Here is a 23,342-nt window from a genome sequence, read left to right as displayed (position 1 = left end):
TTGTGTATTGCCGCATTACAATCACTCTCCAGTCATTTAAATTATTACTATTATAATGTAATTTACATTTTTTGTAACGCTACAAAGCGCCTTAATTTGGAAAAAATAAAATGAAAACAAAATGCTTGCATTCTAAATCGATATAGATTATATTAATTGACATATCAACTATTGATACATCAAATGTTTTTGGTTTGGACGTAAAGGAGGGGTAATTTGACAAGTTCATGCTCAAAAGAAGCGATTATTTTATATAAACTACACTTTCTAAATAAAGAAGTAAGTTCGAAGTTTGAAGGTTGTACGGGTATGAGTCAGTCACGATTGGAGCTTATACTTCAATTATTTGAAGTAGGTGAAATTAGTCAAAAAGCACTTCAACAAGAAGTGAATATTGATAATGCTGCGATAACAAGGCATTTAAAGCAGCTTGAGGCCAATGAAATGATTGTAAGACGTAAAAATCCAGATGATAACAGAATTACGTTAGTTTCTCTTACTGAAGAGGGACGAAATAAAATTCAAGCGTTTCAAGAGGAAAAAGAACGTTTTGCAGCATCTGCATTTAAAGGATTAAGTGAAGAAGAACGCGATAATCTTTTAAATATGTTAAATCACATTCAAGAAAATATAAAAGAATTATAAAAAAGGGAGAATACAACTATGACTAACTCAGTAAAAACAAATGATTTTAACGAAATTTTAACAGGACGTCGTTCAATTCGTAAGTACGACCCTTCAGTGAAAATTAGCAAAGAAGAAATGACAGAAATTCTTACAGAAGCAACACTTGCACCATCTTCAGTAAACATGCAACCATGGAGATTTGTAGTAATTGAAAGTGACGAAGCGAAAGCAACACTTGCGCCACTTGCGAAATTCAATCAATCTCAAGTAGAAACATCTTCAGCAATGATTGCTTTATTTGGTGATTTAAACAACTTTGATAACGCAGAAGAAATTTACGGTACAGCAGTAGAGCGTGGACTTATGCCAGCAGAAGTAAAAGAAGATCAAATGAAAAAACTTTCAGCTTACTTCTCTATGGTTACACCAGAAGTAATGAAAGATACAGTATTAATTGATGGTGGTCTTGTAGCGATGCAATTTATGCTAGCTGCTCGTGCTCACGGTTATGATACTTGTCCAATTGGTGGATTTGAAAAAGACCAAATTGCAGAAGCATTTGGACTAGATAAAGAACGCTACGTACCAGTTATGTTAATTTCAATCGGAAAAGCTGCTGACAGTGGTTACCAATCAGTACGTCTTCCAATTGAAAAAATTGCTGAGTGGAAATAATTTTATAAAAGAACTTCAATAAGTGAAAGATGAGAGGGGAAGCACCATGATTATTATTCACGCAATATTTCAAGTAGATCCAGCGAAACAACAAGCATTTTTAGAAGAAATTCAGCCACTCATTCACGGTTCAAGAGAAGAAAGTGGAAATGTATCTTATGACTTATATAAAGATACAGAAAAAGAAAGTGTTTATACGATGGTAGAAGTATGGAAAGATGAAGCAGCAGTTGCGAGCCATAATACGAGTGAACACTTCACATCTTTCGTTAGTAAAGCAGCACAATTTTTAACTGCTCCGCTTGATATAAAAGCTTATAATGGAGAGTTAGTGAAATAATAAGTTAGAAAAAGATGACTTTAGCGAATGGCTGAGGTCATCTTTTTTTGTATAAGTGGAAGCGGCTTTCGAAACAGTTATGTTGAAAGATAAGTGTTGCTTTTCTCCTTACTAACATCGATGAATTGAATGTCAAGTTCGAACATTCAGTTTATTAGAATATTTTTCCATGGTATAATTTTCTTGTGAATAAAAGGTAGAGGGGAGTAAGTGATGGGAGAATTTCAAAGTAATTTGCATAGAGCAACGCAACTTGCAACGAAAATGAGAACTGCTTCAAATAGAATGCAAAGTGCTACTAGTCCCTCTATAAATAAGGCAACGCGTACTACACTATCTGTGAACTTCAAAGCACAAGAAGCAAATCAAAAAAATTTGCAGATCACGAAACAATTTTGTGCTGCTTTTCAACAAACAATTGATAATATCCATTCCGTAGCAAATGAATTTGAGAAAATGGATACAGGACTTCAAAAGACTTTTCAATAATGTAACAACCTACGTAAAGGGGAAAAGGTAGGGAGAAAAGATGAGTCAAGAAATTGAAAAGAGAATCAGTCAATGTAATCAAAAATTACGAAATATATTTGAAGAACAAAATGAAAACCGAATTGCGCTGCAAAATCAAGAACGAGCTGAGGCTAGTTTTCATGAATGGAAAAATAGAAGCAATCGTTTATTTAACCGAATACTAGAAACTTGGCACGGCGACAAAGAAGTGTTTCACCTTTTTACGAATATGCGGCAAGAAATCGGACAGTATGAAAGAAAACTTACATTCGAATTAGAAATTGAAAAAGAGACGTTGCTTAAAGAAAAACGGCATCTCAGTGAGAAAGAAAACGACCTTTCCTATGAACAGCAGCAACTACAAAGGGAGGCCAATACATGAGTTTAAACATGTATTTGGGAGAAGTACAAAGTCAAACTCAAAGTATGAACGCTATATGTAATGCTACGATTGAAAGTATGGAACAAGCCATTCAATCTATTGATGCATTTGCGGTAGATACAGTACTACAAGGACAAACATACAGTAGTGCAAAAGCCTACCTTGTCCAAACATTTCGGCCATTAGCGCAAGGAATCATATGCTTATGTGAAGAATTAATTCGCCAAAACGAAGCATTTCCAAATGAGTTCCAAGCGAAAGTTGCTTCGACAGATGTGATCGAACAAGAAATAAGAGAACAAATACGGGGAATTAATCAATCGATTACAAGTATAGAAGCAATAGAAGTACTTACACCAATGCCCGGAGTAAGTGCGATTGTAACGGTATTAGGTGCAATGAGAAAAAAACTGGAAGAAAAACTTGAGCATTTATATGAATTCAATCATTCATCCAGCAACAATTACGGCACCGCCCTCCAATTAGCAGCTAGCATCACAGTCGGACTCGCTGAAGTGCAAAGTGGGAAAGGATTTAGTTCTGTGAGTGGGACGTTTAGTACACAAGGGTTGAATATGAATTGGGTGAGTTCTATTCAGGGGATTATTGAAGAAACAGCCCAAAAAAACAATCAGTCAATTAAGGATATAGAAACAAATAACATAATTGAGGAGAAATCTCCGGTTAGAAATGCTTGGGACGATGCGGCAGACAGTATAGTTGGCACGTTTGAAACAGCGAAAAAGATGTGGGAAGCTATTCAAAGAGGATCGGGGAAAGCTATTGGTGATGAAATCGAGTCCGCAATAGCTTTAAGTAATATGGACATAGGAACTTTTATTAATGTAACCTATGCACTTTTCCATTTGGATGAAACTGCAAAAAATATGTGGCATGCATTTTCAAATAAAATAAAACGAGATATGATAGAGGGAGATGCAGAGAGTCGTACAGAATTGACTACCTATGGATTAACACAAATAGCTACCACAATATTAGGAGATAGGGCACTAAATAAAGTAGGCCATATCACAAAAGGAGCAAAAGCATCAAGTGGAGTAAGTACATTTGCTAATGCAGTAAAACTAGCAAAAGAATTGAAGCCTACGCTTGAAATGTTACAATCATTTAAGAGAGAGGCTTCCTATGCATTCTCTAGTGTTGGTGGAACTATCATAACCAAAATACCTCAAGGTGAATTAATAGAAGCTTATTATAAGTTTGCGAAGCCTAAAGATGGTGGTAAGGGTACGGGGAATAGAGAGGCTGAAGTTCCACCTGCTTTTAGACAAACTGATTTTGCTAGTTCTTATGAAGCAAGGTATAATCAGACACCTTCACCAGTTAATTCGAAGGTTGAATTTGAAGGAATCAGAGGAGAATCTTTAAGTACACTTAAACCACCACCAGACCCTAAATTGAAACGTTTATTAGATGAAGCTGGCATTAAAGGTATTCAATATAAAAATGGAGTGCCTGATTTTTCGCCAGTATCAAAGGCTCAAATTGAAATTGACTATATGCTTGGAGGAAAAGGTAATTATGGTACAAAAGCTAGGACATACAATTTTGCTCAAGCAGATCAAAAGTTAGCAGATAAGCTAAATGACTCAGTTGAACTAGCTCGCCAATTTGGAATGGAACCTGGTGGGATTACCGCGAAAGACATAGACAAATATCGAACAAAAAATCAATTAACATGGCATGAAGTAAATGATGTGAAAATAATGCAACTTGTACCGACAGAGATAAATAAAAGATTTGGGCATCTTGGTGGAGTAGGTGAGATAAACGCAGGTGCGTTTGAGCCGGGAGAATTTGCTAATAAATAAAAAGGAGAAGTAAGATGAAAATAAATGATGCGATTTTTGGTGAGCTTGAATATGATTTTGTGTGGTCTAAGGATACTAGCATTAACTTTTTTGGACATGAAGTCGAGATAGCGCTAATAGTAAAAGGTGATGAGGATGGTAAGTTTGATGAAGAACAGTATGTAGCATATACTTCATTTATGCAAAATTGGGAACAATTACAACAAAGCTTTTTGCAATCAGTATTAGACTATTACAAACAAGAGCGTCAGGAACTAGGTTATGATATTGAAGTAAATGAAAGTTATCCATTAGTTGAAACAACTAATGAAATATTAGAAATGATAAGTTTAGATGGGATTGTTGTTCCCTATGCAGGTATTTTTGACGGTCGGGATATTGGAATTACATTTAATTGTACATGGGATACAGAAAATGGGCTAGGGATTCGTTTGTTAAATGAAAAAGTAACTGAAGTAGGTTATCAAGACGTTGCGATTTAAAATAGGCTGTTAAAACGTTAAGACTCATGATGGTAATACCATCATGGAGTACTATGTGCAATGATAGAATTGAAAAAGAAGTACGAGCTTAGGCAAGATGACATTTTATCAGGCGATGAATATAAACACATGGAATGTATATGAAACTAACGAAATCGTACAAACTCGTAAGTTTTAACATAGTAGTTGTCACGATATATAAAAGTTGTCAAACGGTTACTATAAAATTTACAAATTTGTGCTAGTTAAAAACAAATGAACTTAAAGCACTTGTCGCCTTTGGGCAACAAGTGCTTTTTATTTTAAGATTACGATATAGGGTACGGGTGATATTGGTGAGATAGCTAGTGGAGCTAATATAAAGAAATTAGATAATTTTTCAGGCCCTTTAGAAAATGGTCCATATATTAAAAACGGAAAAGCTAGGGGGAGACCACAGTTATCTGGGAAAAAGAAACTTGAATTTGAATAAGATGATTTAATAAACAGATAGACCCAGATGGGATTTTACGAGACCCTAACACTAGTGAGACATTTGACTGGAAACCTGGAAGACTACGAAAAGGTAAAGTGGATTTTGGTCATACAGAAGGAAATTATTGTAAGGAAATGTTTGAGAAGTATAAAAATGGTGAGATTACTCTTGAAGAATTAAAGGAATTTCAGTTTAACCCAGATAATTTCAGATTAGAAACCCCTTCTGCAAATAGGAGTCATAAATATGAGTAGTTAGGAAGCTGATGGAATGAAAATATTAAATGTTTTTCATGCGGTTAGAGAAGGAACTTTTGAAGATTGTAAACAATTTTATGATGGTAATATTAATCAAATTGATAGTGATTTAGATATCAATTTATTGTGCATGGCAATGACTAATAATAAAAATTCTAGTGAAAAACTTAAGATTATCAAATTTTTACTAGAAGAGGATATTGATATTAATTACACTACAGCTAAAAATAAAAGGAATGCATTGCATATGTTTTATTTTTGTGTTTTACGTCCAACAATAGAATATGAATTAGAGATAACAAGGTTACTTATTGATAATGAGATTAATATCAATGCTTTAGATAAATATAATGCTATCCCTTTGAAGTATGCTATTACGATAAATAAATTGTCTACAGAAGATAATAAAGAGATGTATAAACTACTTATTAGTAGTGGCTCAAAGTATAATTTGAAAGGTGAATTTGGAAGATCATGTGTGGATTATGCCAAAGAGTATTCTTGGAGAAATGATTTATTAAGTATTATTGAGGAGTGTAAATATGAAAGTTAATAGTTCTGACTATGGAGGTTTTATTGTTTCTAAGAATGTTGTAGCTGGAAAACCAATACGTTATACATTTAGAGAAAAATCAGAAGTTCCTCAATTAATTGGGTGGACTATTTACTCTTCAGAAGATAATGATGAATATGTAAATGATTCTAGTAACTTTCAAGTTTTAGGAGCAAACTCTGTATTAAAAATAGCCCCGGTTATGTTAGAAATTTTTGATGCTCCTTATGGAACAGACCTATGTTGGTTGTATAAAGAAGGTGTTCATGTAGGTTTATGATTTGATAAGTGAAGATGAGAAAGATATTGGTCAAATTGTGGAAGAGATGTTGCTGAATCCAGAAAATGTTCAAAGAATTGTTATTCAAGTTATGCCTGATGGAACGATTGTGAAGAAAATTCTTGAAGTATAAAAGGTGGAAAAGAAATTATGCTAAGGGATAAAATCAAAAATGATATATATTTTAACAAATTTATCAATTATGAGGAAAAGAGAATAGAAAAGTTTTTATTATTGGTTGAAAAGGTTATTGAGGAAAGAGGCAAAGATGATAAAGGTGTAAAGAATGGATATATAGCGTTACAAGGGTATCATTTTAATAAATTAAGGGCAATGTACTCTGCGGGTTGTTCTATTCAAACTATTCGTGATTTTTTACCTGAAGTAATAAATATAATGGAAAAAGTGTGGAATAAAGAAAGTGGATATATACGTATGTTATGGATGATATCTATAGCAGTAATGCTAAATGTTGAAGATAAAGAATTTAATAGACTAATAGCAATGGTAAGGAAAGAAGGATTAAATGATTATTTGATTAATTATTTTATTGCTTTTAGAAATAGTGAGCCATCAGATTTTTATGAGCAAAGTGAGTTTTATGTACAATATCTATATTTCAAATTAAAAGAAGTAATTGAGAGTAATAAAATTTCACAAGAGAATTCTATAAAAAATTTAGAGAAATATATAAAGGAGTATTGGTATAAGGGACATTTAGAAGAAGCATGGTACGATGCACATGAAAATAAACATGACATTTATAGTGGTTACTGGAGTTTTGAAAGTGGAGCAATCGCTAAAATTTTAAAATTAGATGATTCAACCTTGAAAGATAGTTCATATTACCCTTATGATATGGTGCATTGCCAAGAAAAATAAATGTTGGAATCCACAGTGATAAATTTTTACACTGTGGATTTTTTAGTTTGTATTAAAGTAGGTATAAGGGTAATGTTGGTAATGGATCCAGTGAGCTAGATGTAAGATTGATACAGAACTAATTAGGAAATATGTACGAGATGTTGAAACGCAGACGAATTATGAATTATCATTGGATTTTTTTATCTAAATATCCATAATATCTAATTGAATGTTAGTAAATTCATAAACATATTGTTATCACCCTATATTTATATCTTTATATATAAATTAATTGAATAATTTAACTAAATCTTCAATAGGCCATATCGCAAAAGGAGCAAAAGTATCAAGTGGAGTAAGTACATTTGCTAATGCAGTAAAACTAGCAAAAGAATTGAAGCCTACCCTTGAAATGTTACAATCATTTAAGAGAGATGCTTCTTATGCATTCTCTAGTGTTGGTGGAACTATTGTAACCAAAATATACCTCAAGGCGAATTAATAGAAGCTTATTATAAGTTTGCGAAGTCTAAAGATGGTGGTAAGGGTACGGGTGATGTTGGTAAGGGCGTCAGTGGGGCTGGAAGTAAGATTGATGGAGAACTAATTAGAAAATATGTACGAGATATTGAAATACAGACAAATAGAAAAATACAAAAAAACCAAATGGAAGAATTAAAAAGTGCATTAAGAAATACAGAATATAAAAAGATGACGTCTTCAGAAACAAAGAGATATAGACGAGAGTTTAATAAAATTAAGAATTCATTAATTGATGAATGGGAAAAACAAACTGGTCAAAAATGGCCAACTTATACAGAAGATGTGATTTCAGAGAAAACAGGAAAAATCTTAAGAAAAAAAGAGAACCTTATGATGCTCATCATAAAATTGAAAACTCTTATCGTGGGGAACATGAATGGTGGAATATCCATCCTGCTAAATTTCCTAATGAGCATCAAGGTGGTATTCATGGTTCAGGTTCAACAGGAAATAAACTTTTTAATGGAGGTAAATAATATGAAGTATGATTATCTAGTATCAAATAAACATAATAGCTTTTATCCAGTAGCATTAGAAGAGATAGAAGAAGTGGAAGAGGTATTAGGTTTGAAATTTCCAAAAGAACTAAAAGATTTCTTCTTAAATGTTGGGTATGGCTTTATCAAAGGTTCTAAGTACAATATTAATCGTATTATGGCCCCTTATTCTATTAGAGATTTTCAATTAAAGCAAAATGATTATGAATTTTTTCCAGACATTGAAGTTTATGATGATCTTGAAGAAGAAATAATCTTTTTTGAAGGTAATGAAACAGTTTTAATTTCAATTAAATTAACAAAAGAAGAGAATAGTGGGATTTATTATGATGAATTTAAAATTGCCGATTCACTAGAAGATTTTCTTGCAAAAATATCAGAAAATGATTCATATTATATGGATTTAATTGATTGAAATAAGAAGAAATATTTTTATCAAATAATCACAGTTCAAGAACGTAGTCTTATTGAAAAGAGGGTAGAAGCTCGTTCGATTAGGAAACGGCTTTTGTAATCGGATGAATGATAAAAACTATAGTGTGTATTAAGATGAAAACTCCAGTGATTTTATGAATCATCACTGGAGTTTTTTTATCCAAATATCCATATTTTGAGAGTGTATATAACCTTCCATAATATCTAATTGATTGTTAGCAATTTCATCAATATATTGTTTTAATTCCTTGTTTATATCCATATATGGAAAGCGATTGCAGAGTTTAGCTAAGTCTTCAATTGGACATATCGCAAAAGGAGCAAAAGCATCAAGTGGAGTAAGTACATTTGCTAATGCAGTAACACTAGCAAAAGAATTGAAGCCTACCCTTGAAATGCTACAATCATTTAAGAAAGATGCTTCCTATGCATTCTCTAGTGTTGGTGGAACTATTATAACAAAAATACCACAAGGCGAATTAATAGAAGCTTATTATAAGTTTGCGAAGTCTAAAGATGGCGGTAAGGGTAAGACTACAGAACCATACGATGTAGTACCGTATAGACCAAGCAATTCACCATTAGAAAATCATCATGGCGTTATGGATGTATGGGCTAAACATAATGTCCCTGATTATGTTAGTAGAGGGGCGAATACTCCAAATATAGCTTTAACTAAAGAGCAACACAATGATACTAAAGCTGTTTATAGACAATGGCTCTTTGATAAAACAGGGAAAAAGGTTGGAGGTAAAGTAGAGTGGAAATCTGTTTCAACAAAGGAAATACAAGAATTGACGGAAAAAAAGTTTGATGCTGCGAATGTACCACGTTTAGCTAAGCAAGAGTATTATAGGGCTTTTAATCAACATAATTTTAGGGAGTAATTCAGATGGAAAATATTAATCAGTTGATTAAAAAAGTAAAATCATTACCTAATTGTCGAGTTCAGGAGCCTACAGAATTACCGTTAATTGATAAGAATAAGCATATGCTACCAGGTGATTTAAAAGAATTTTATAGTCTTTGTGGTGGTCTAACTTTATTTGAAAATGAGGAATATCCTATTCATATTGTTACCCCAGAGGGGTTTATTTTGGCTAATCCCGTAATTGTAGGAGAGTTATGTGAAGAAGATATTTCATCAACTTGGTATATTATATGCAATGATGGCAAGGATGAATATTTAACAATAGATCTTAGTGAAGAAAGACTAGGTAGATGTTATGATAGTTTCTTTGATCGGCATGGAATAGTTGGGGAGTCGCAAATTATTGCCACTTCATTCACTGACTTACTTGAAAAACTTATTAAGAATAATGGACAATATTGTTATTGGCTAAAGAGTGAATTTGAATCACTGGGTGATGCTTATGATGATCAAGAGTGAAAAGAGAATCTTTAAGTGAGATAGGAAAGTGACAGGGTGTTTGAAAATACGTATTCTATGATGGTTGAACCATTATGGAGTACTATGTGCAATTATAGAATAGAAAAAGAAGTACGAGTTTAGGTGAGATGAGACCATGAACAGAGAAGATTCTCTGAAACGATGTAACAATGGCAAAAGAGAATTTGTAGAACGAGAGATATTATTCCGTTATATGAGTCTGTTCGTTATGGTGAAAAGACGTATACGGATTTAGATGTGGAAGAAATAATGAAGTGGATAGAGGGAGATGGGAAGGTGGATACATAAATATCCACCTTTTCTTTTTTTATACGGAAATTTGATTAACATGAATTATTTTCTTATATGAAACCGTCTTCAAATAGGTAAACAAAATTAACTTTATTTACTTATACTTTATTACATGTTAACCTATACTTAATTTTTATAAATTATAATTAATTTTTGATTTTTTAAGGGTGTGAAAATGTAATGAAATCGGTATTAAAAAGCATACTTATTTCCTTTGTTTTTTCTGCAGTAGGTATGTGTTGGTTACTGTACGTATTATTCAAAGGGGACGGAGACTGGTTATTGTCTTGGATAGGTGTATTAATGGCATATTTATCTTTATATACTTTAATAGATTTATATTGTAAAAATACATACGATAAAAAAATAAATAAATGGCTTATAAAAACATCGGTGACTAGTTTTAGTTTTGCTGTATTAGGAATCTCATTTTGTATCATACATGAGCTATTAACACCATGGAGTCTTAGTTTAATGGTGTGGTATTGGTTGCTAATGTTAGTATTATTTTTAACGACTATAATATCATTAATCAGTTTAGTATTTGTTAATCGTAAAAATCACAATTTCACCGTTGGATATAAAATGCTCATACTTCTAAATGTATTTCTTACATTGGGACCAGTATTATGGCCGCTATTACTTTCTATTATTGGAAATGGTATGAATGCTAGTGCGGGCTGGTAAAAAGGAATTTAGATTAGTTGTGCAAAGAATAGGATGACAAGTTGATATAGAATTTTAAATGTTTATGAGAACATGTTTACATAAAAAATGAAAACATGTTCTCTTTTTATTTGCATGCATAACTCTTCCTCAGTTTACCGTATTTAAATTTAAACGTAAGTATTTCGTAAGGAATGGATAAGAAAAAAGAGAGATTTATCATATAGGATGAAAGTATAGCTTGAATCAATCCGATATTAATGGAGGAGAGAAAGCCTTATGAAAAAATGTAATTCAATTAAGTTAGCAAGTTTTGCAGTTTTATTAACGGGTACTGCTCTATTCACACCTGATTTTACTGTGACTGCAGAGTCAACTCAAAATATTTCTAGTTCGTCACAAGTACATGATCAAAAGAATCGTAATGGCTGGAAACAAGTAATGCAGGAAACAGTACAGCTTGGCGCTCCAGGGATATTAGCTAAGGCGTATAATAACGGAAAAACGAGTAGTTATACTGCTGGCGTAGCAGATTTAAGTACAAAGAAACCGGTGAAATCAGATTATCGCTTTCGGATTGGTAGTGTGACGAAAACTTTTACTGCCACGACTGTTCTACAATTAGTTGGAGAAAATCGCGTTCAACTTGACGATTCAATTGAAAAGTGGCTACCGGGCCTCATTCAAGGAAATGGGTATGATGGTAATCAAATTACGATACGCCAACTTTTGAATCATACGAGTGGTATAGCTGAATACTTAAAGTCAAAAGACGCTGATATTATGAATTCGAAAAAAACGTATACAGCAGAAGAAATAGTGAAAATAGGCCTTTCTCTGCCTCCAGATTTTTCACCAGGTAAAGACTGGTTGTATTCAAACACAGGATACGTCATATTGGGAATGCTTATTGAAAAAATAACTGGTAATAGTTATGCGGAAGAAATCGAAAAGCGAATTATTGAACCTTTGGACCTGTCAAATACATTTTTACCAGGAAATTCACCCGTCATTCCAGGAAAGAATCATGCTCGTGGCTATGTGAAAATGGAAGGAACAAGTGAGTGGAAAGACATTACGTATTATAATCCAAGTTTAGCCAATGCAGCTGGAGATATGATTTCTAATGCGGACGATTTAAATACGTTCTTTTCGTCTTTACTCGGTGGTAAGTTACTGAAGGAACGCGAGCTAAAAGAAATGCTTACTACAGTTCCTGTAAAAGGAAAAGAGGTTGGGGATGGATATGGTCTTGGAATATATGAGACTAAACTCCCAAACGGTGTTTCAGTTTGGGGGCATGGAGGAGGAATTCCTGGATTTACAACTTTTGCTGGGGGAGGAATTGGAGGCAAACATACATTGGCTATCAGTATTAACTCTATAGGTGGGATTGATGTTGTTCCACAGTTTAATAAAATGATGCAAATTGAATTTAAAAAATAGATGAAAAGAAAATGAATGGGATTTTGTTATAGTTGTATATGAAAGAGGTGCTTTTTAAAGTTCGCAACTATGGACAGTAGTTGCATTTATGATATGGCATCAAGTGTATTTCAAAGTGAAAATCAATCTTAATGCTTACGATAAAAATAAAAAGGATGTCAGTTACATGACATTCTTTTTATTTTGGATAAAAGAGGTATGTGTATGATTCTGAAAATTGTTATTTTTGAAATCATTCCATATAATGAAGGATATAGGGGCACCAATAGGGGAGTTATGAATAGAAAATACTTTAGTTAGTTAAGTATTTCTCGTTTTAATCAAAATAATTATGAGTTGATTTGGAGTTGAATAAAATGGAACAAAATCATTTTAAATGGACTAATAAGCAATTACGAGAACATGTTGAAGTACTAGATGATAAGAGAAGTCCACACATATTATTAAAGAATGCAACATATTTAAATTCCTATATGCGCGAGTGGATGACAGCGAATATTTGGATATATAATGATCGAATTGTATACGTAGGAGAGCAGCTGCCAAAGCAACTAAGTGAATGTGAAGTGATTGATTGCGATGGAAAGTATGTAGTTCCTAGTTACATAGAACCACATGCACATCCATATCAATTGTATAATCCAGAGACGTTAGCGAATCATGCGATGCAATTTGGGACGACAACTTTTATTAATGATAATTTAACTTTATTTTTCACATTACAACGTGAAGAAGCATTTCGTTTATTAGATGAATTTAAAAAGATTCCGGCAAGTATGTATTGGTGGTGTCGTTTTGATGGACAAACTGAGCTGCAAAACGGGGAATCTGTATTTAATAGTGAAGAAATAATAGAGTGGCTAAAGCATGAAGCAGTTCTTCAAGGCGGTGAGTTAACAGCATGGCCAAAACTATTACATGGCGATGATGAAATGTTAACTTGGGTGCAGGAAACGAAGCGGTTACAGAAAAAAGTAGAAGGACATTTTCCAGGGGCATCTGAAACGACTTTAGCAAAGTTAAAGTTGTTAGGTACGGATTGCGATCATGAAGCGATGACAGGACAGGAAGCTTTCACTCGTCTTATGCAAGGTTACACTGTTTCCCTTAGAAATTCTTCAATCCGTCCAGATTTAGAAGTTTTATTGAAAGAATTACTAGAATTAGGTGTTAAGCAATTTGATAGATTCATTTTTACAACAGATGGTTCACATCCGTCATTTTATGAAAACGGAATGACGAATAGATTGATAGAAATAGCGATTGAGCAAGGAATTCCGGCAATAGATGCTTACCATATGGCAAGCTATAACATTGCTCGTTATTATAATATGGAGCATTTACATGGCTCCATTGCGACAGGGAGAATCGCCAATATTAATATTTTGGAAAGTAAAGAAAATCCGGTGCCAATTAGTGTAATTGCAAAGGGAAAATGGGTGAAGCGTGACGGAGTAAACAAAAATAAATCATTACATATAAACTGGAGTGAATTTAAAGTAACCCCATTATCATTAGACTGGTCTATAGAAAAAGAACATATGATTTTTTCTAATAAAACGGGTATACACTTGTTAAACAATGTTATAACAAAACCATATGTTAGCGAAATCGACTTAGACTGTGATGAACTTTCCATGGAACATGATGAATGTTTCCTAATGATGATTGCCCGCGATGGTACTTGGCGAGTGAATACAGTTGTGAAAGGTTTTGTAAATGAATTAGGAGGTCTTGCAAGTTCTTATTCTGGTACAGGTGACATTATTCTTATCGGAAAAAGGAAAGAAGATATGCTTACAGCTTTTCGTAGAGTAAAAGAGCTCGGTGGTGGAATGGTCATAGCAGAAAACAATGAAGTGTTACACGAAATTGCATTACAGTTGCTCGGGATTATGTCCGATTTAAAAATGAGTGAATTAATACAGGAAGAGAAAAAGATGGTGAAATTACTACAAGAGCGTGGCTACGCGTATAATGATCCAGCATTTACCATTTTATTCTTTTCTGCGACGCACTTGCCGTTTATACGAGTAACACCTATAGGATTATATGATGTGAAAAGTAGTAAGGTAGTTGCCCAGCCCGTGAATTTGATAAAGCAATATTAAAAGGAAAGATCCTATAAAAATTTTATTTTATAGGATCTTTCTTATTATTAGCATAAGAATATTGTAAGCCTCAAATGATATAGTATCTAAATCATTTGAGGTGATATGTAAATATGAAAAAAATATTTTACATTTTAAGCATATTTATTCTGTGTGTATCGATACAACACGTTGTACATTCCCAATCAGATGCATCAAGGTTATCTTCGGATTGTCTCGAAGAAAGGAAAATTCGAGATGAAAAGTATGTGAAGAATATAATACAGGACATTAAATCCACATTTAATTTAAATATTGATGAACATAGTTTTTGGGAAGTAAGTAAAAGAGATTTGGAGGCTGCCCATTTGATGTATGGTGGAAAGGAAAATGATTCTTATTATAATTCGCTAACTAAAATTTATGATAGTGGTGGATTTAGCGAGCAGCCGAGCTTATTTGTAAGGGCGCAAGAGGCATTTTTACTTTATAAAGAAAACGATAATATCAATGTAATGAAACGCCTAAAACTAGACGTTGAAAAAGGGGAATGGCTCGTTATAAAAACGAAAAAGAAGAAAGGGAAAAAAGTGAAATTCAAACCGTTACAATGTGAAAAAGATTATATGAAAAAGAGAAATGAATAACAAAATACGTATTAATGCTGCTTTTATTCAACGATATCTTGCTGTTGATTTGAAATCGGAAAAGGTAAACAAACATATTAGCTTTATGGAATATGTTTGTTTACCTTTTTTGAGAGATTTAAAAATTTGCGATGTTGTTAGTTGAAAATTATGTACTTGCTAATGAACTTATAACATTCAATGAATTTGTTCTTCATAAAAATTAGATTTTGTGTCAAATGATTTATACATTGTCGAACCACCTATGTATATTTTATTCTACAGTATTTATAAAAGAATGTTGGCTATTCATAAGAAATATGATTGGCACAGTTTTTGCTTGTATTACATGTAAGGAAGGGAGATTGTATGTAAGGAATCTGTACTCGTAATAGTATAAAACAAGCTACTATTGCATTATTGATCATAGTTGTATTTATAGCGGAACTGTAAATACATACAAATAAGTGTTTTTTTGATTTTAAAATTCAGAATTTTCTTTTAAATTATTAGGGGGCAATGGTATGGTTAAATATTCGGAAATTTCTAAGTGGATTCTTGGTGTTGGACTAGTGACAATAACATGTAATGGTTTGCAAATTCAAGCAGAGACAAAAGAGAAAAATGTGAAGAACATATTACAAATGGAGCCGGTAGGAATACAGAAATCTGTTGATGAATTGGCGCATCCTTCAAAAGTACAAGAAAATGCATCTTTTACAAAACGGTTAAAATTAGCGGATTTATCGCAGCGTCCACTAGCACCAACCGATAATATTAAACCGTTAGCTGAAGAAAAAAAGTATTCGATGGCTGAGTTAAATCAATTAAATAACAAACAATTAACTGATCTTCTTGTGACAATTAAATGGTATCAAATTCCAGAATTATTTCAGTTTAATAGTGATAGTCTTAAATTCTATCAAGATGATAGTCGAATGCAAGCGATTATTAATAAACTAGCAGAACAAGGACAAGCTTATACGAAAGATGATTCAAAAGGGATTGAAACATTAGTAGAAGCTCTACGTGCAGCATTTTATTTAGGTTTTTACCATGATGAATTAAGCAAACTAAATGAGCGTAGCTACCATGATAAATGTTTACCAGCTTTAAAAACAATTGCAAAAAATCCAAATTTCAAACTTGGTACATCAGAACAAAATAAAGTAATTTCATCATATGGAAAATTAATTGGAAATGCATCAGCAGATGTTGAAACGGTTTTATATGCAGGTGAAATTTTTAAACAATATAACGATAATCTTGCAACTTTCATTGAAGACCGAACAAAAGGAGACGCTATATATGAGTTGATGAAGGGAATTGACTTTGATATTCAGACGGATATGTACACGACTGGAAAAGAGCCGAAAGATACGATATGGTATCGAAATATCGATAACTTTATTAATGAAGTAAGTCGTTTCGCACTACTTGGTACTGTATCAGATAAAAATGGATGGTTAATAAATAACGGAATTTACTATGCTGGCCGATTGGGCAAGCTTCATAGCACGCCGACAAAAGGACAACAAGTTGTTACAGATGCAATGCGAATTTATCCATTTTTAGGAGAGCAATACTTTGTTGCGGCAGAACAAATTACTACAAATTATGGAGGAATAGATGCGAACGGAAAAACTGTAAATTTAGATCAAATTCGAGAAGAGGGTAAAAAGAAATATTTACCGAAAACGTATACGTTTGATGATGGAGCAATTGTCTTTAAAGCTGGGGATAAGGTTAGTGAAGAGAAAATTAAGCGACTATACTGGGCAGCGAAAGAAGTACGTTCTCAATTTTATCGTACAGTTGGTAGCGATAAACCACTTGAAAATGGACATGCGGATGATGTGCTAACGATGGTTATTTATAATAGTCCAGATGAGTATCAATTTAATCGTCAACTGTACGGATATGAAACGAATAATGGTGGAATTTATATTGAAGGAACGGGAACTTTCTTTACATATGAACGTACACCAGAGCAAAGTATTTATAGTTTGGAAGAATTGTTCCGCCATGAATTTACACACTACTTACAAGGAAGGTACGAGGTTCAGGGATTATGGGGCCAAGGGGAAATGTATCAAAATGAACGTTTAACATGGTTTGAAGAAGGAAATGCAGAGTTCTTTGCAGGTTCAACGCGATTAAATAGTGTAGTACCGCGAAAAAGTATAATTGGTGGGTTATCTAATGATCCTGCAAAACGCTATACAGCATCACAAACATTAAATGCGAAATATGGAACGTGGGATTTTTATAACTATTCGTTTGCATTGCAATCATATATGTATAATAAACGTCCTGAAATGTTCGATAAAGTGCATGATTTAATTCGTGCAAATGATGTTTCAAGTTACGACGCATACCGTTCTGCATTAAGCAAAGATAATAACTTAAATGAAGAATATCAATCTTATATGCAAATGCTTATAGATAATCGCGATAAGTATACAATCCCACAAGTATCAGATGAGTACTTAGCGCAGCATGATCCAAAATCGCTTTCGGACATTACTTCAGATATTACGAATGAAGCAAAGTTAAAAGATGTGAAAGTAACAAAGAATAAATCACAATTCTTTAATACATTTACACTACAGGGGACATATACTGGAAGTTCAGCAAAAGGAGAGATTGAGGATTGGAAAGTAATGAATGAAGCAACAAATGAAATGTTGAAACGTATTTCAGGAAAAGAGTGGACTGGATATAAAACATTGACTGCTTATTTTATAAATTACCGTGTTAATCATGCTGGACAATTTGAATATGATGTTGTGTTTAGCGGAGTAAATACGGAAGAAGGTACGGCTGTAGAAAAAGAACCAAATAATTCATTTGAAACAGCAAACCCACTATCTTTGAATATTTTGTTAAGAGGAACCTTGAGCGATCAAGATCAGGGAGATAAATTTGTTATTGATGTAAAGGATCAAAAAGATTTACAAATTTCTGTTACGAACGAACAAAATCTTGGACTGAACTGGGTATTATATTCTGAATCAGATCTAAACAATTATGTAGCTTATGCAACAAAACATGATGGAAACAAATTGCTTGGAAATTATAATGCAAAGCCAGGGAAATATTACTTAAGTGTATATAAGTATGGTGGTGGAACAGGGAATTATACGGTACAAGTAAAGTAGTTTACTATAGTTTGTTTTGAAAGGCTACTTATTGCATTTTTTAGCGAAATAAAGTATTTAATGTTAAACATTAAACTACTTCAATATATCCCTGTTCTAATTATAGAACAGGGATATATTGGCTTTACATTTTTTAATTAAATAAACTCATTGGATTTTGACAAGAAAATAATTAATATAGATTTGAATTCTCATTCGGAAAGTATGTTTTAATCTTCTTAATGCTCTTTCATTTTTGTCTCAATTTTTGTTTTCAAATCAGTGGATACTCGATTGAAATACTCCAAAACGATCTTCCTAATATCATCAGATATACCTTTCAAATCATTAGCTAAATTTTCAGCAAGATATTCTTTTTCTATTGGTTTTAACTGCGTATAAAATTCACCAGCCTGCGTAAAGTCATTCTGTTTCGTTATAGGAGCTCTTTCAAGTTTACCTTCAACATACCTTCCATCACCGCTTGTTATTTGATTAGCAGGTGTCCAATTTTGCTGTTGGTTAATCGCTAATTTTCGAAATTCGGGTCCAATTCTTCTTCTTTGAGAATCGCTATAAATGTTAGCACGCCCTTGCAACATTTTATCATCAGATAATTCTGCACCATCTAGTAAATTAGAAGGGGAGAAGGCGACTTTTTCTACTTGTTCCATATAATTTTCAGGGTTTTTATTTAATACCATTTTACCGACTGGTATAAGAGGGTACATCTTTTCATCCCATACTTTTGTATCATCTAGCGGATCATAAGAAAGATGTACTTCATCTTTTGGATCCATGAGCTGGACATATAAACCATACTCCACGGATTTACCAGCCTCAATTGCATCATATAAATCTTTCCCACTATAATCCGGATTTTCAGCAGCTAGTTTAGTAGCTTCCTTACTAGTAATGAATTGTACACCTTCAAAAGGATACCAATGATACTTTACGTACTTTCGATTGCCTTCAGCATTTCTCCAAACGTATGTATTTACACTATGTCCTGGGATGTGACGAAGACTTTTTACCGTACCGACATTAGAGTATAAACGGACAACAAAATGAATGGATTCGGGTGCTCTAGCGACAAAATGCCAAAATCTATCCGGATCTATTAAGTTATTTTTAGGTGAAGGCAACAACGCTTTAATCGTTTCAGGGAAACGCATCGGATCACGAACGGAAAGGACAGGAATGTGATTACATAAAAGATCGAAAACGCCTTCTTTTGTATAAAATTTTGTGGAAAAGCCGCGTACATTTCTAGAAGTATCTGGTGTTCCTTTCGTACTAACAGCTAACGAAAACCGTACCATAACAGGAACTTTCTCATTAGAATGTTGTAAAAAACTTAGCTTTGTATGTGCAGACATCGGATAGATCGTTTGAAAATAACCGAATGCCCCAAAACCTTTTACATGAACAGGTCTTTCTACAATTTTTTCATGTATAAATTCTTGTAACGTTTCATGCAGTACACTATCTTGCTTGAGAACAGGTCCACGTGAACCGACTGTTTGAGAGTGAAGTGTAGCTTGTTCATTAAGTTCTCGATTTTGATTAAGGTCTTCTCCTAATAAGGGTTGCCTCTTTTTATTATATTTTTCATTCATCGATATAGCCTCCAAATTTTTTCTTCGATTGTTACTAAATATGATTCTATAGCCTTGATTATGTATTACATACAAAGTTCAAAGTAGTAACATACCGCTAGATGAAAAAAACGCATATAGAGTGGACCTGTTGAAATAGAAGAAATTATGGAAAAATGAATATCGGAAAGAGAAAACACACTATTAAAATTTTAATCTTAAAAATTAATTGATAAATAACTTTATAGATAATGGTCATTAAAAAAATAGTAAAAATAACTAGGAGGAAATGAACATGTCGGATTGGTTTCAATTAGATAAAGAATATATGATGCCTACGTATTGCCGTACGGAGGTTGCAATAGAAAGAGGAGAAGGTTGTCAACTGTATGATGTGAATGGAAAAGAGTATTTAGATATGTTTTCTGGCGTAGGAGTAAATGTATTAGGATACAATCATCCTAAAATTGTGCAAACGACAATGGAGCAAGTTACGAAATCGTTGCATCTTCCATTTCACTTTTTAAACCCAGTTGCGATTGAGTATGCAAAGAAATTAGTTGAGTACTCTTTAAAAAACGGCAAAGTATTTTTTACAAACTCTGGTACGGAAGCGACAGAAACAACGTTGAAATTAATTGATAAATATAGATCTATTACGAATGAAGAGCGAGAAGGTGTCGTTGTGCTCAAAGGTAGTTTCCACGGGCGAACGTTAGGGGCACTTCATTTTACGAGACAAGAAAATGTATATCAAAGTTTCCCTAAAACATCTATTCCTGTATACGAAGTAGAGCGTGAGAATATAGAGCAATTAGAAGAAACAATTTTAAATGAAAAGCCTATTGCAATTATGTTAGAGCCTGTATTAGGAAGTGGCGGGATATATCCTTTATCAAGTGAATATTTATATGGTGTTCAACATCTTTGTGATAAGTATAATGTGCTGCTTATCGTTGATGAAGTACAAAGTGGTATGGGTAGAACGGGGAAATTGTTCGCTTATCAAAATTCTAATATTACACCGGATATTATTCAAATTGGTAAAGGCGCAGGAGGAGGGATACCGCTAGGGGGAATTATTGTAGGTGAAAAGCTATGCGATGTATTTTCACCAGGAGATCATGGCACTACATTTGCTCATTCATCAATGGGAACAGCTTTAGGTTTAACGGTATTAAATACATTACTTGATGATGGGTTAATGCAAGAAGCTTATGAAACGTCACTATATTTGAATGATAAACTGCAAGACATTCAGAAAGAAAATTCTTATTATATTCAGGAAGTTCGTCATGTGGGGATGATGTTTGGGATAAGTGTGAATGACACGAATGAAAATGTGAAGAAATTACAGATTGAGCTAATGAATAAAGGAATGTTAGTCGATGTAACACAAGGGAATATTATTCGATTACTTCCGCCGTATATTATTACGAAAGAGGAAATTGACGCATTCACTTATGAGTTTATTTCCTGTGTTCATAGCATAGCAGCTACAGCAAGTATTTAAAAAAATATAAAAAAATATAAAAAGCTGAAGAAGGCGCTATTTTAGCGCCTTCTTCAGCTTTTTAAAATAGTAAATTACTTAACATAGAGAGCATCTCATTGGACAAATAATTAATTATGTGAAACAATAATAACAGATAAGGAGACATTAATTTTCCTTAAGTGCTTCGAATTAATTTTATTCAATAAGAGAAGGTGTGCTTAAAGAAGTTAAATTAAACAAGGAGCTGTTTTATTATATGCAACAAAATAATGATTTAAATTTTGAACCTCAAGACGTTAATATTGTCAATCCTAAACAAGCCAGGAAAGCAGTGGTTGCTACTGGTATAGGGAATGCAATGGAGTGGTTTGACTTCGGATTATACGCGTATTTAGCGGTAATTTTAAGTCAATTATTCTTCTCAGGTGTTAATAATAGTGGTTTGCAGCTTGTACTTACATTTGGTACATTTGCAGCGGCCTTTCTCGTTCGACCAATCGGAGGTGTATTCTTTGGTAGAATAGGAGATAAGTATGGCCGAAAAATCGTATTAAGTACTACTATTATTTTAATGGCACTTTCTACATTATTCATCGCATTACTACCAACCTATGAACAAATTGGTGTATGGGCACCAATACTACTTTTAGTTGCCCGAATGATTCAAGGCTTCTCTACAGGCGGCGAATATTCAGGAGCAATGGTTTATATCGCAGAATCTTCTCCAGATAAAAAGCGTGGTATACTCGGTAGTGGTCTTGAAATTGGAACACTCTCAGGTTACATTGCTGCTTCGGTAATTGTTACCATTTTAACGTTATTGTTAACAGATGAGCAAATGCTCAGCTGGGGCTGGCGTATTCCTTTCTTAATAGCTGCACCAATAGGCTTGGTCGGTTTATATTTACGCCGTCATTTAGATGAATCTCCCATCTTTGAAGAGATGGAAAAAGCACAAGAGGAATCTGAAGACAATGAACAATTTTCATTTATGGATATTATTAAATATCACAAAAAAGACTTCTTATTAAGCACAGTAATTGTCGCCTTCTTTAATATTACGAATTATATGATTCTTTCGTATATTCCTTCTTATTTAACTCAAGTACTTAAAGTCAAAGAAACAACTGGCTTATTAATTATTTCAATTACGATGGCACTTATGATTCCATTAGCACTTTATTTCGGTAAATTAAGTGATAAAATTGGTAATAAACGCGTCGTGCAAATTGGTTTACTTGGTTTAAGCGTATTTGCAATTCCAGCATTTTTACTAATAGGTAACGGACATATTGCAGCTATATTTGCAGGTATTTTCGTATTAGGTTTCTTCCTAAGTGTGTATGAAGGAACACTACCTTCGTTATTACCATCACTCTTTTTCACCGATGTACGTTATCGAGCACTCTCGATCTCCTTTAATATTTCTGTATCTATATTCGGTGGAACAACACCGCTCGTATGTTCATACTTAGTTCATGCAACCGGTAATCCGCTCGCACCAGCATTTTATTTAGCAGGTGTAAGTATAATTGGATTAGTCGTATTTAGTGTACTATTCGTTACAACATCAGGACGTGCGCTAAAAGGTTCATATCCTACAGTAGAATCGAAAAAAGAAGCACGCCAAATTGCTAAAGAGGATCCGGAAGAAACACTTTGGTGGCATGAAGAATCTTTAGAAATTGAAGCAGGAAAAAAAGCATAATTTGTGAAAAGCAACGTGGACTTTTACAAAAAGACTCCTAGTTTTGAAGTGCACCCCAATTGTTAGACACATAATTAACAATTGGAGGTGCATTTTTTATGGCTAAATTTTCTTCAAAA

The 23,342-nt window shown here is 33.3% G+C and carries 20 protein-coding genes and 4 pseudogenes; 23 read left to right on the top strand and 1 reads right to left on the bottom strand.

Translation table 11 applies throughout. The features are described from left to right. The first annotated feature begins 216 nt into the window (after positions 1–216). The 21 genes and pseudogenes from G9F74_RS11050 to colA all read left to right on the top strand — a co-directional run bounded on the left by G9F74_RS11050 (position 217) and on the right by colA (position 18,443). Complete coding sequence (locus G9F74_RS11050; protein ID WP_000204162.1) at positions 217–645, top strand: MarR family winged helix-turn-helix transcriptional regulator; 429 nt, start codon at positions 217–219, stop codon at positions 643–645. A gap of 18 nt (positions 646–663) precedes the next feature. Continuing rightward, a complete protein-coding gene (locus tag G9F74_RS11045) occupies positions 664–1,302 on the top strand; it encodes a nitroreductase family protein (RefSeq protein ID WP_016108675.1) in 639 nt (212 codons plus the stop codon). A gap of 46 nt (positions 1,303–1,348) precedes the next feature. Continuing rightward, on the top strand, positions 1,349–1,642 hold the full coding sequence (locus G9F74_RS11040) for a putative quinol monooxygenase (protein ID WP_000583804.1): 294 nt from the start codon (positions 1,349–1,351) through the stop codon (positions 1,640–1,642). Between the two features lie 213 nt (positions 1,643–1,855). Further along, positions 1,856–2,131: a TIGR04197 family type VII secretion effector gene (locus tag G9F74_RS11035; protein WP_016108674.1), complete on the top strand. Its 276-nt coding sequence runs from the start codon at positions 1,856–1,858 to the stop codon at positions 2,129–2,131. Positions 2,132–2,171: 40 nt separating this feature from the next. Further along, positions 2,172–2,534 (top strand): DUF3958 family protein, encoded by a 363-nt coding sequence (locus G9F74_RS11030; RefSeq protein WP_000076582.1) that lies wholly within the window; start codon positions 2,172–2,174, stop codon positions 2,532–2,534. After that, positions 2,531–4,366, top strand: coding sequence for an HNH endonuclease (locus tag G9F74_RS11025; RefSeq protein WP_016108673.1), 1,836 nt, complete (start codon positions 2,531–2,533; stop codon positions 4,364–4,366). The genes G9F74_RS11030 and G9F74_RS11025 overlap by 4 nt, the downstream gene beginning before the upstream one ends. A gap of 14 nt (positions 4,367–4,380) precedes the next feature. Then, the gene (locus G9F74_RS11020) at positions 4,381–4,848 is read left to right on the top strand and encodes a DUF6985 domain-containing protein (protein ID WP_016108672.1); all 468 of its coding nucleotides are present in this window, start codon (positions 4,381–4,383) and stop codon (positions 4,846–4,848) included. 489 nt (positions 4,849–5,337) lie between these two features. Beyond that, the gene (locus G9F74_RS11015) at positions 5,338–5,577 is read left to right on the top strand and encodes a GH-E family nuclease (RefSeq protein WP_311315529.1); all 240 of its coding nucleotides are present in this window, start codon (positions 5,338–5,340) and stop codon (positions 5,575–5,577) included. A gap of 16 nt (positions 5,578–5,593) precedes the next feature. Then, complete coding sequence (locus G9F74_RS11010) at positions 5,594–6,133, top strand: ankyrin repeat domain-containing protein (protein WP_016108671.1); 540 nt, start codon at positions 5,594–5,596, stop codon at positions 6,131–6,133. Then, positions 6,123–6,456, top strand: a pseudogene (locus tag G9F74_RS11005) (DUF2185 domain-containing protein); the annotation flags it as partial. The gene G9F74_RS11010 and the pseudogene G9F74_RS11005, both read left to right, overlap by 11 nt. A 107-nt stretch (positions 6,457–6,563) precedes the next feature. Then, positions 6,564–7,295 carry a PoNe immunity protein domain-containing protein gene (locus G9F74_RS11000; protein WP_016108668.1) on the top strand — a complete coding sequence of 244 codons (732 nt, stop codon included), beginning with the start codon at positions 6,564–6,566 and terminating at the stop codon, positions 7,293–7,295. A gap of 298 nt (positions 7,296–7,593) precedes the next feature. Next, a pseudogene (locus G9F74_RS30405) lies at positions 7,594–8,296 on the top strand (cytoplasmic protein); the annotation flags it as partial. A 1-nt stretch (position 8,297) separates the two neighbouring features. Beyond that, a complete protein-coding gene (locus G9F74_RS10990) occupies positions 8,298–8,732 on the top strand; it encodes an SMI1/KNR4 family protein (protein WP_033668590.1) in 435 nt (144 codons plus the stop codon). A 526-nt stretch (positions 8,733–9,258) separates the two neighbouring features. Further along, positions 9,259–9,639 (top strand): annotated as a pseudogene (locus G9F74_RS10985) (sugar-binding protein); the annotation flags it as partial. 5 nt (positions 9,640–9,644) lie between these two features. Beyond that, on the top strand, positions 9,645–10,142 hold the full coding sequence (locus tag G9F74_RS10980) for an SMI1/KNR4 family protein (protein WP_016108665.1): 498 nt from the start codon (positions 9,645–9,647) through the stop codon (positions 10,140–10,142). A 135-nt stretch (positions 10,143–10,277) separates the two neighbouring features. Next, positions 10,278–10,451 (top strand): annotated as a pseudogene (locus G9F74_RS10975) (signal peptidase II); the annotation flags it as partial. A gap of 183 nt (positions 10,452–10,634) precedes the next feature. Next, positions 10,635–11,141: a DUF3902 family protein gene (locus G9F74_RS10970; protein WP_000843837.1), complete on the top strand. Its 507-nt coding sequence runs from the start codon at positions 10,635–10,637 to the stop codon at positions 11,139–11,141. 258 nt (positions 11,142–11,399) lie between these two features. Further along, the gene (locus G9F74_RS10965) at positions 11,400–12,566 is read left to right on the top strand and encodes a serine hydrolase domain-containing protein (protein ID WP_016108664.1); all 1,167 of its coding nucleotides are present in this window, start codon (positions 11,400–11,402) and stop codon (positions 12,564–12,566) included. A gap of 356 nt (positions 12,567–12,922) precedes the next feature. Beyond that, complete coding sequence (locus tag G9F74_RS10960; RefSeq protein ID WP_016108663.1) at positions 12,923–14,677, top strand: adenine deaminase C-terminal domain-containing protein; 1,755 nt, start codon at positions 12,923–12,925, stop codon at positions 14,675–14,677. A gap of 113 nt (positions 14,678–14,790) precedes the next feature. Further along, complete coding sequence (locus G9F74_RS10955; RefSeq protein ID WP_016108662.1) at positions 14,791–15,303, top strand: hypothetical protein; 513 nt, start codon at positions 14,791–14,793, stop codon at positions 15,301–15,303. Positions 15,304–15,806: 503 nt separating this feature from the next. Next, a complete protein-coding gene (gene colA, locus G9F74_RS10950; RefSeq protein ID WP_016108661.1) occupies positions 15,807–18,443 on the top strand; it encodes a collagenase ColA in 2,637 nt (878 codons plus the stop codon). 218 nt (positions 18,444–18,661) lie between these two features. Here the strand turns inward: colA and G9F74_RS10945 are convergent, their stop codons facing one another. Further along, positions 18,662–20,041, bottom strand: coding sequence for a catalase (locus tag G9F74_RS10945; protein WP_016108660.1), 1,380 nt, complete (start codon positions 20,039–20,041; stop codon positions 18,662–18,664). A gap of 274 nt (positions 20,042–20,315) precedes the next feature. Here G9F74_RS10945 and G9F74_RS10940 point away from each other — a divergent pair, with 274 nt between their 5' ends. Further along, complete coding sequence (locus tag G9F74_RS10940) at positions 20,316–21,533, top strand: aspartate aminotransferase family protein (protein ID WP_001286451.1); 1,218 nt, start codon at positions 20,316–20,318, stop codon at positions 21,531–21,533. A gap of 238 nt (positions 21,534–21,771) precedes the next feature. Then, positions 21,772–23,223, top strand: coding sequence for an MFS transporter (locus tag G9F74_RS10935; protein ID WP_001186948.1), 1,452 nt, complete (start codon positions 21,772–21,774; stop codon positions 23,221–23,223). Positions 23,224–23,342 lie beyond the last annotated feature (119 nt).

Origin of the sequence: Bacillus sp. EKM202B, from assembly GCF_011066025.1 — a bacterium.
Lineage (GTDB): Bacteria > Bacillota > Bacilli > Bacillales > Bacillaceae_G > Bacillus_A > Bacillus_A toyonensis.
Note: the sequence above shows the minus strand (reverse complement) of the source record. Positions and strands in the feature narration are given on the sequence as shown.

Coding starts and splice junctions, on each gene's coding strand:
- G9F74_RS11045 (WP_016108675.1), top strand. CDS start 664: ATGACTAACTCAGTAAAAACAAATGATTTTAACGAAATTTTAACAGGA.
- G9F74_RS11040 (WP_000583804.1), top strand. CDS start 1,349: ATGATTATTATTCACGCAATATTTCAAGTAGATCCAGCGAAACAACAA.
- G9F74_RS11035 (WP_016108674.1), top strand. CDS start 1,856: ATGGGAGAATTTCAAAGTAATTTGCATAGAGCAACGCAACTTGCAACG.
- G9F74_RS11030 (WP_000076582.1), top strand. CDS start 2,172: ATGAGTCAAGAAATTGAAAAGAGAATCAGTCAATGTAATCAAAAATTA.
- G9F74_RS11025 (WP_016108673.1), top strand. CDS start 2,531: ATGAGTTTAAACATGTATTTGGGAGAAGTACAAAGTCAAACTCAAAGT.
- G9F74_RS11020 (WP_016108672.1), top strand. CDS start 4,381: ATGAAAATAAATGATGCGATTTTTGGTGAGCTTGAATATGATTTTGTG.
- G9F74_RS11010 (WP_016108671.1), top strand. CDS start 5,594: ATGAAAATATTAAATGTTTTTCATGCGGTTAGAGAAGGAACTTTTGAA.
- G9F74_RS11000 (WP_016108668.1), top strand. CDS start 6,564: ATGCTAAGGGATAAAATCAAAAATGATATATATTTTAACAAATTTATC.
- G9F74_RS10990 (WP_033668590.1), top strand. CDS start 8,298: ATGAAGTATGATTATCTAGTATCAAATAAACATAATAGCTTTTATCCA.
- G9F74_RS10980 (WP_016108665.1), top strand. CDS start 9,645: ATGGAAAATATTAATCAGTTGATTAAAAAAGTAAAATCATTACCTAAT.
- G9F74_RS10970 (WP_000843837.1), top strand. CDS start 10,635: ATGAAATCGGTATTAAAAAGCATACTTATTTCCTTTGTTTTTTCTGCA.
- G9F74_RS10965 (WP_016108664.1), top strand. CDS start 11,400: ATGAAAAAATGTAATTCAATTAAGTTAGCAAGTTTTGCAGTTTTATTA.
- G9F74_RS10960 (WP_016108663.1), top strand. CDS start 12,923: ATGGAACAAAATCATTTTAAATGGACTAATAAGCAATTACGAGAACAT.
- G9F74_RS10955 (WP_016108662.1), top strand. CDS start 14,791: ATGAAAAAAATATTTTACATTTTAAGCATATTTATTCTGTGTGTATCG.
- colA (WP_016108661.1), top strand. CDS start 15,807: ATGGTTAAATATTCGGAAATTTCTAAGTGGATTCTTGGTGTTGGACTA.
- G9F74_RS10945 (WP_016108660.1), bottom strand. CDS start 20,041: ATGAATGAAAAATATAATAAAAAGAGGCAACCCTTATTAGGAGAAGAC.
- G9F74_RS10940 (WP_001286451.1), top strand. CDS start 20,316: ATGTCGGATTGGTTTCAATTAGATAAAGAATATATGATGCCTACGTAT.
- G9F74_RS10935 (WP_001186948.1), top strand. CDS start 21,772: ATGCAACAAAATAATGATTTAAATTTTGAACCTCAAGACGTTAATATT.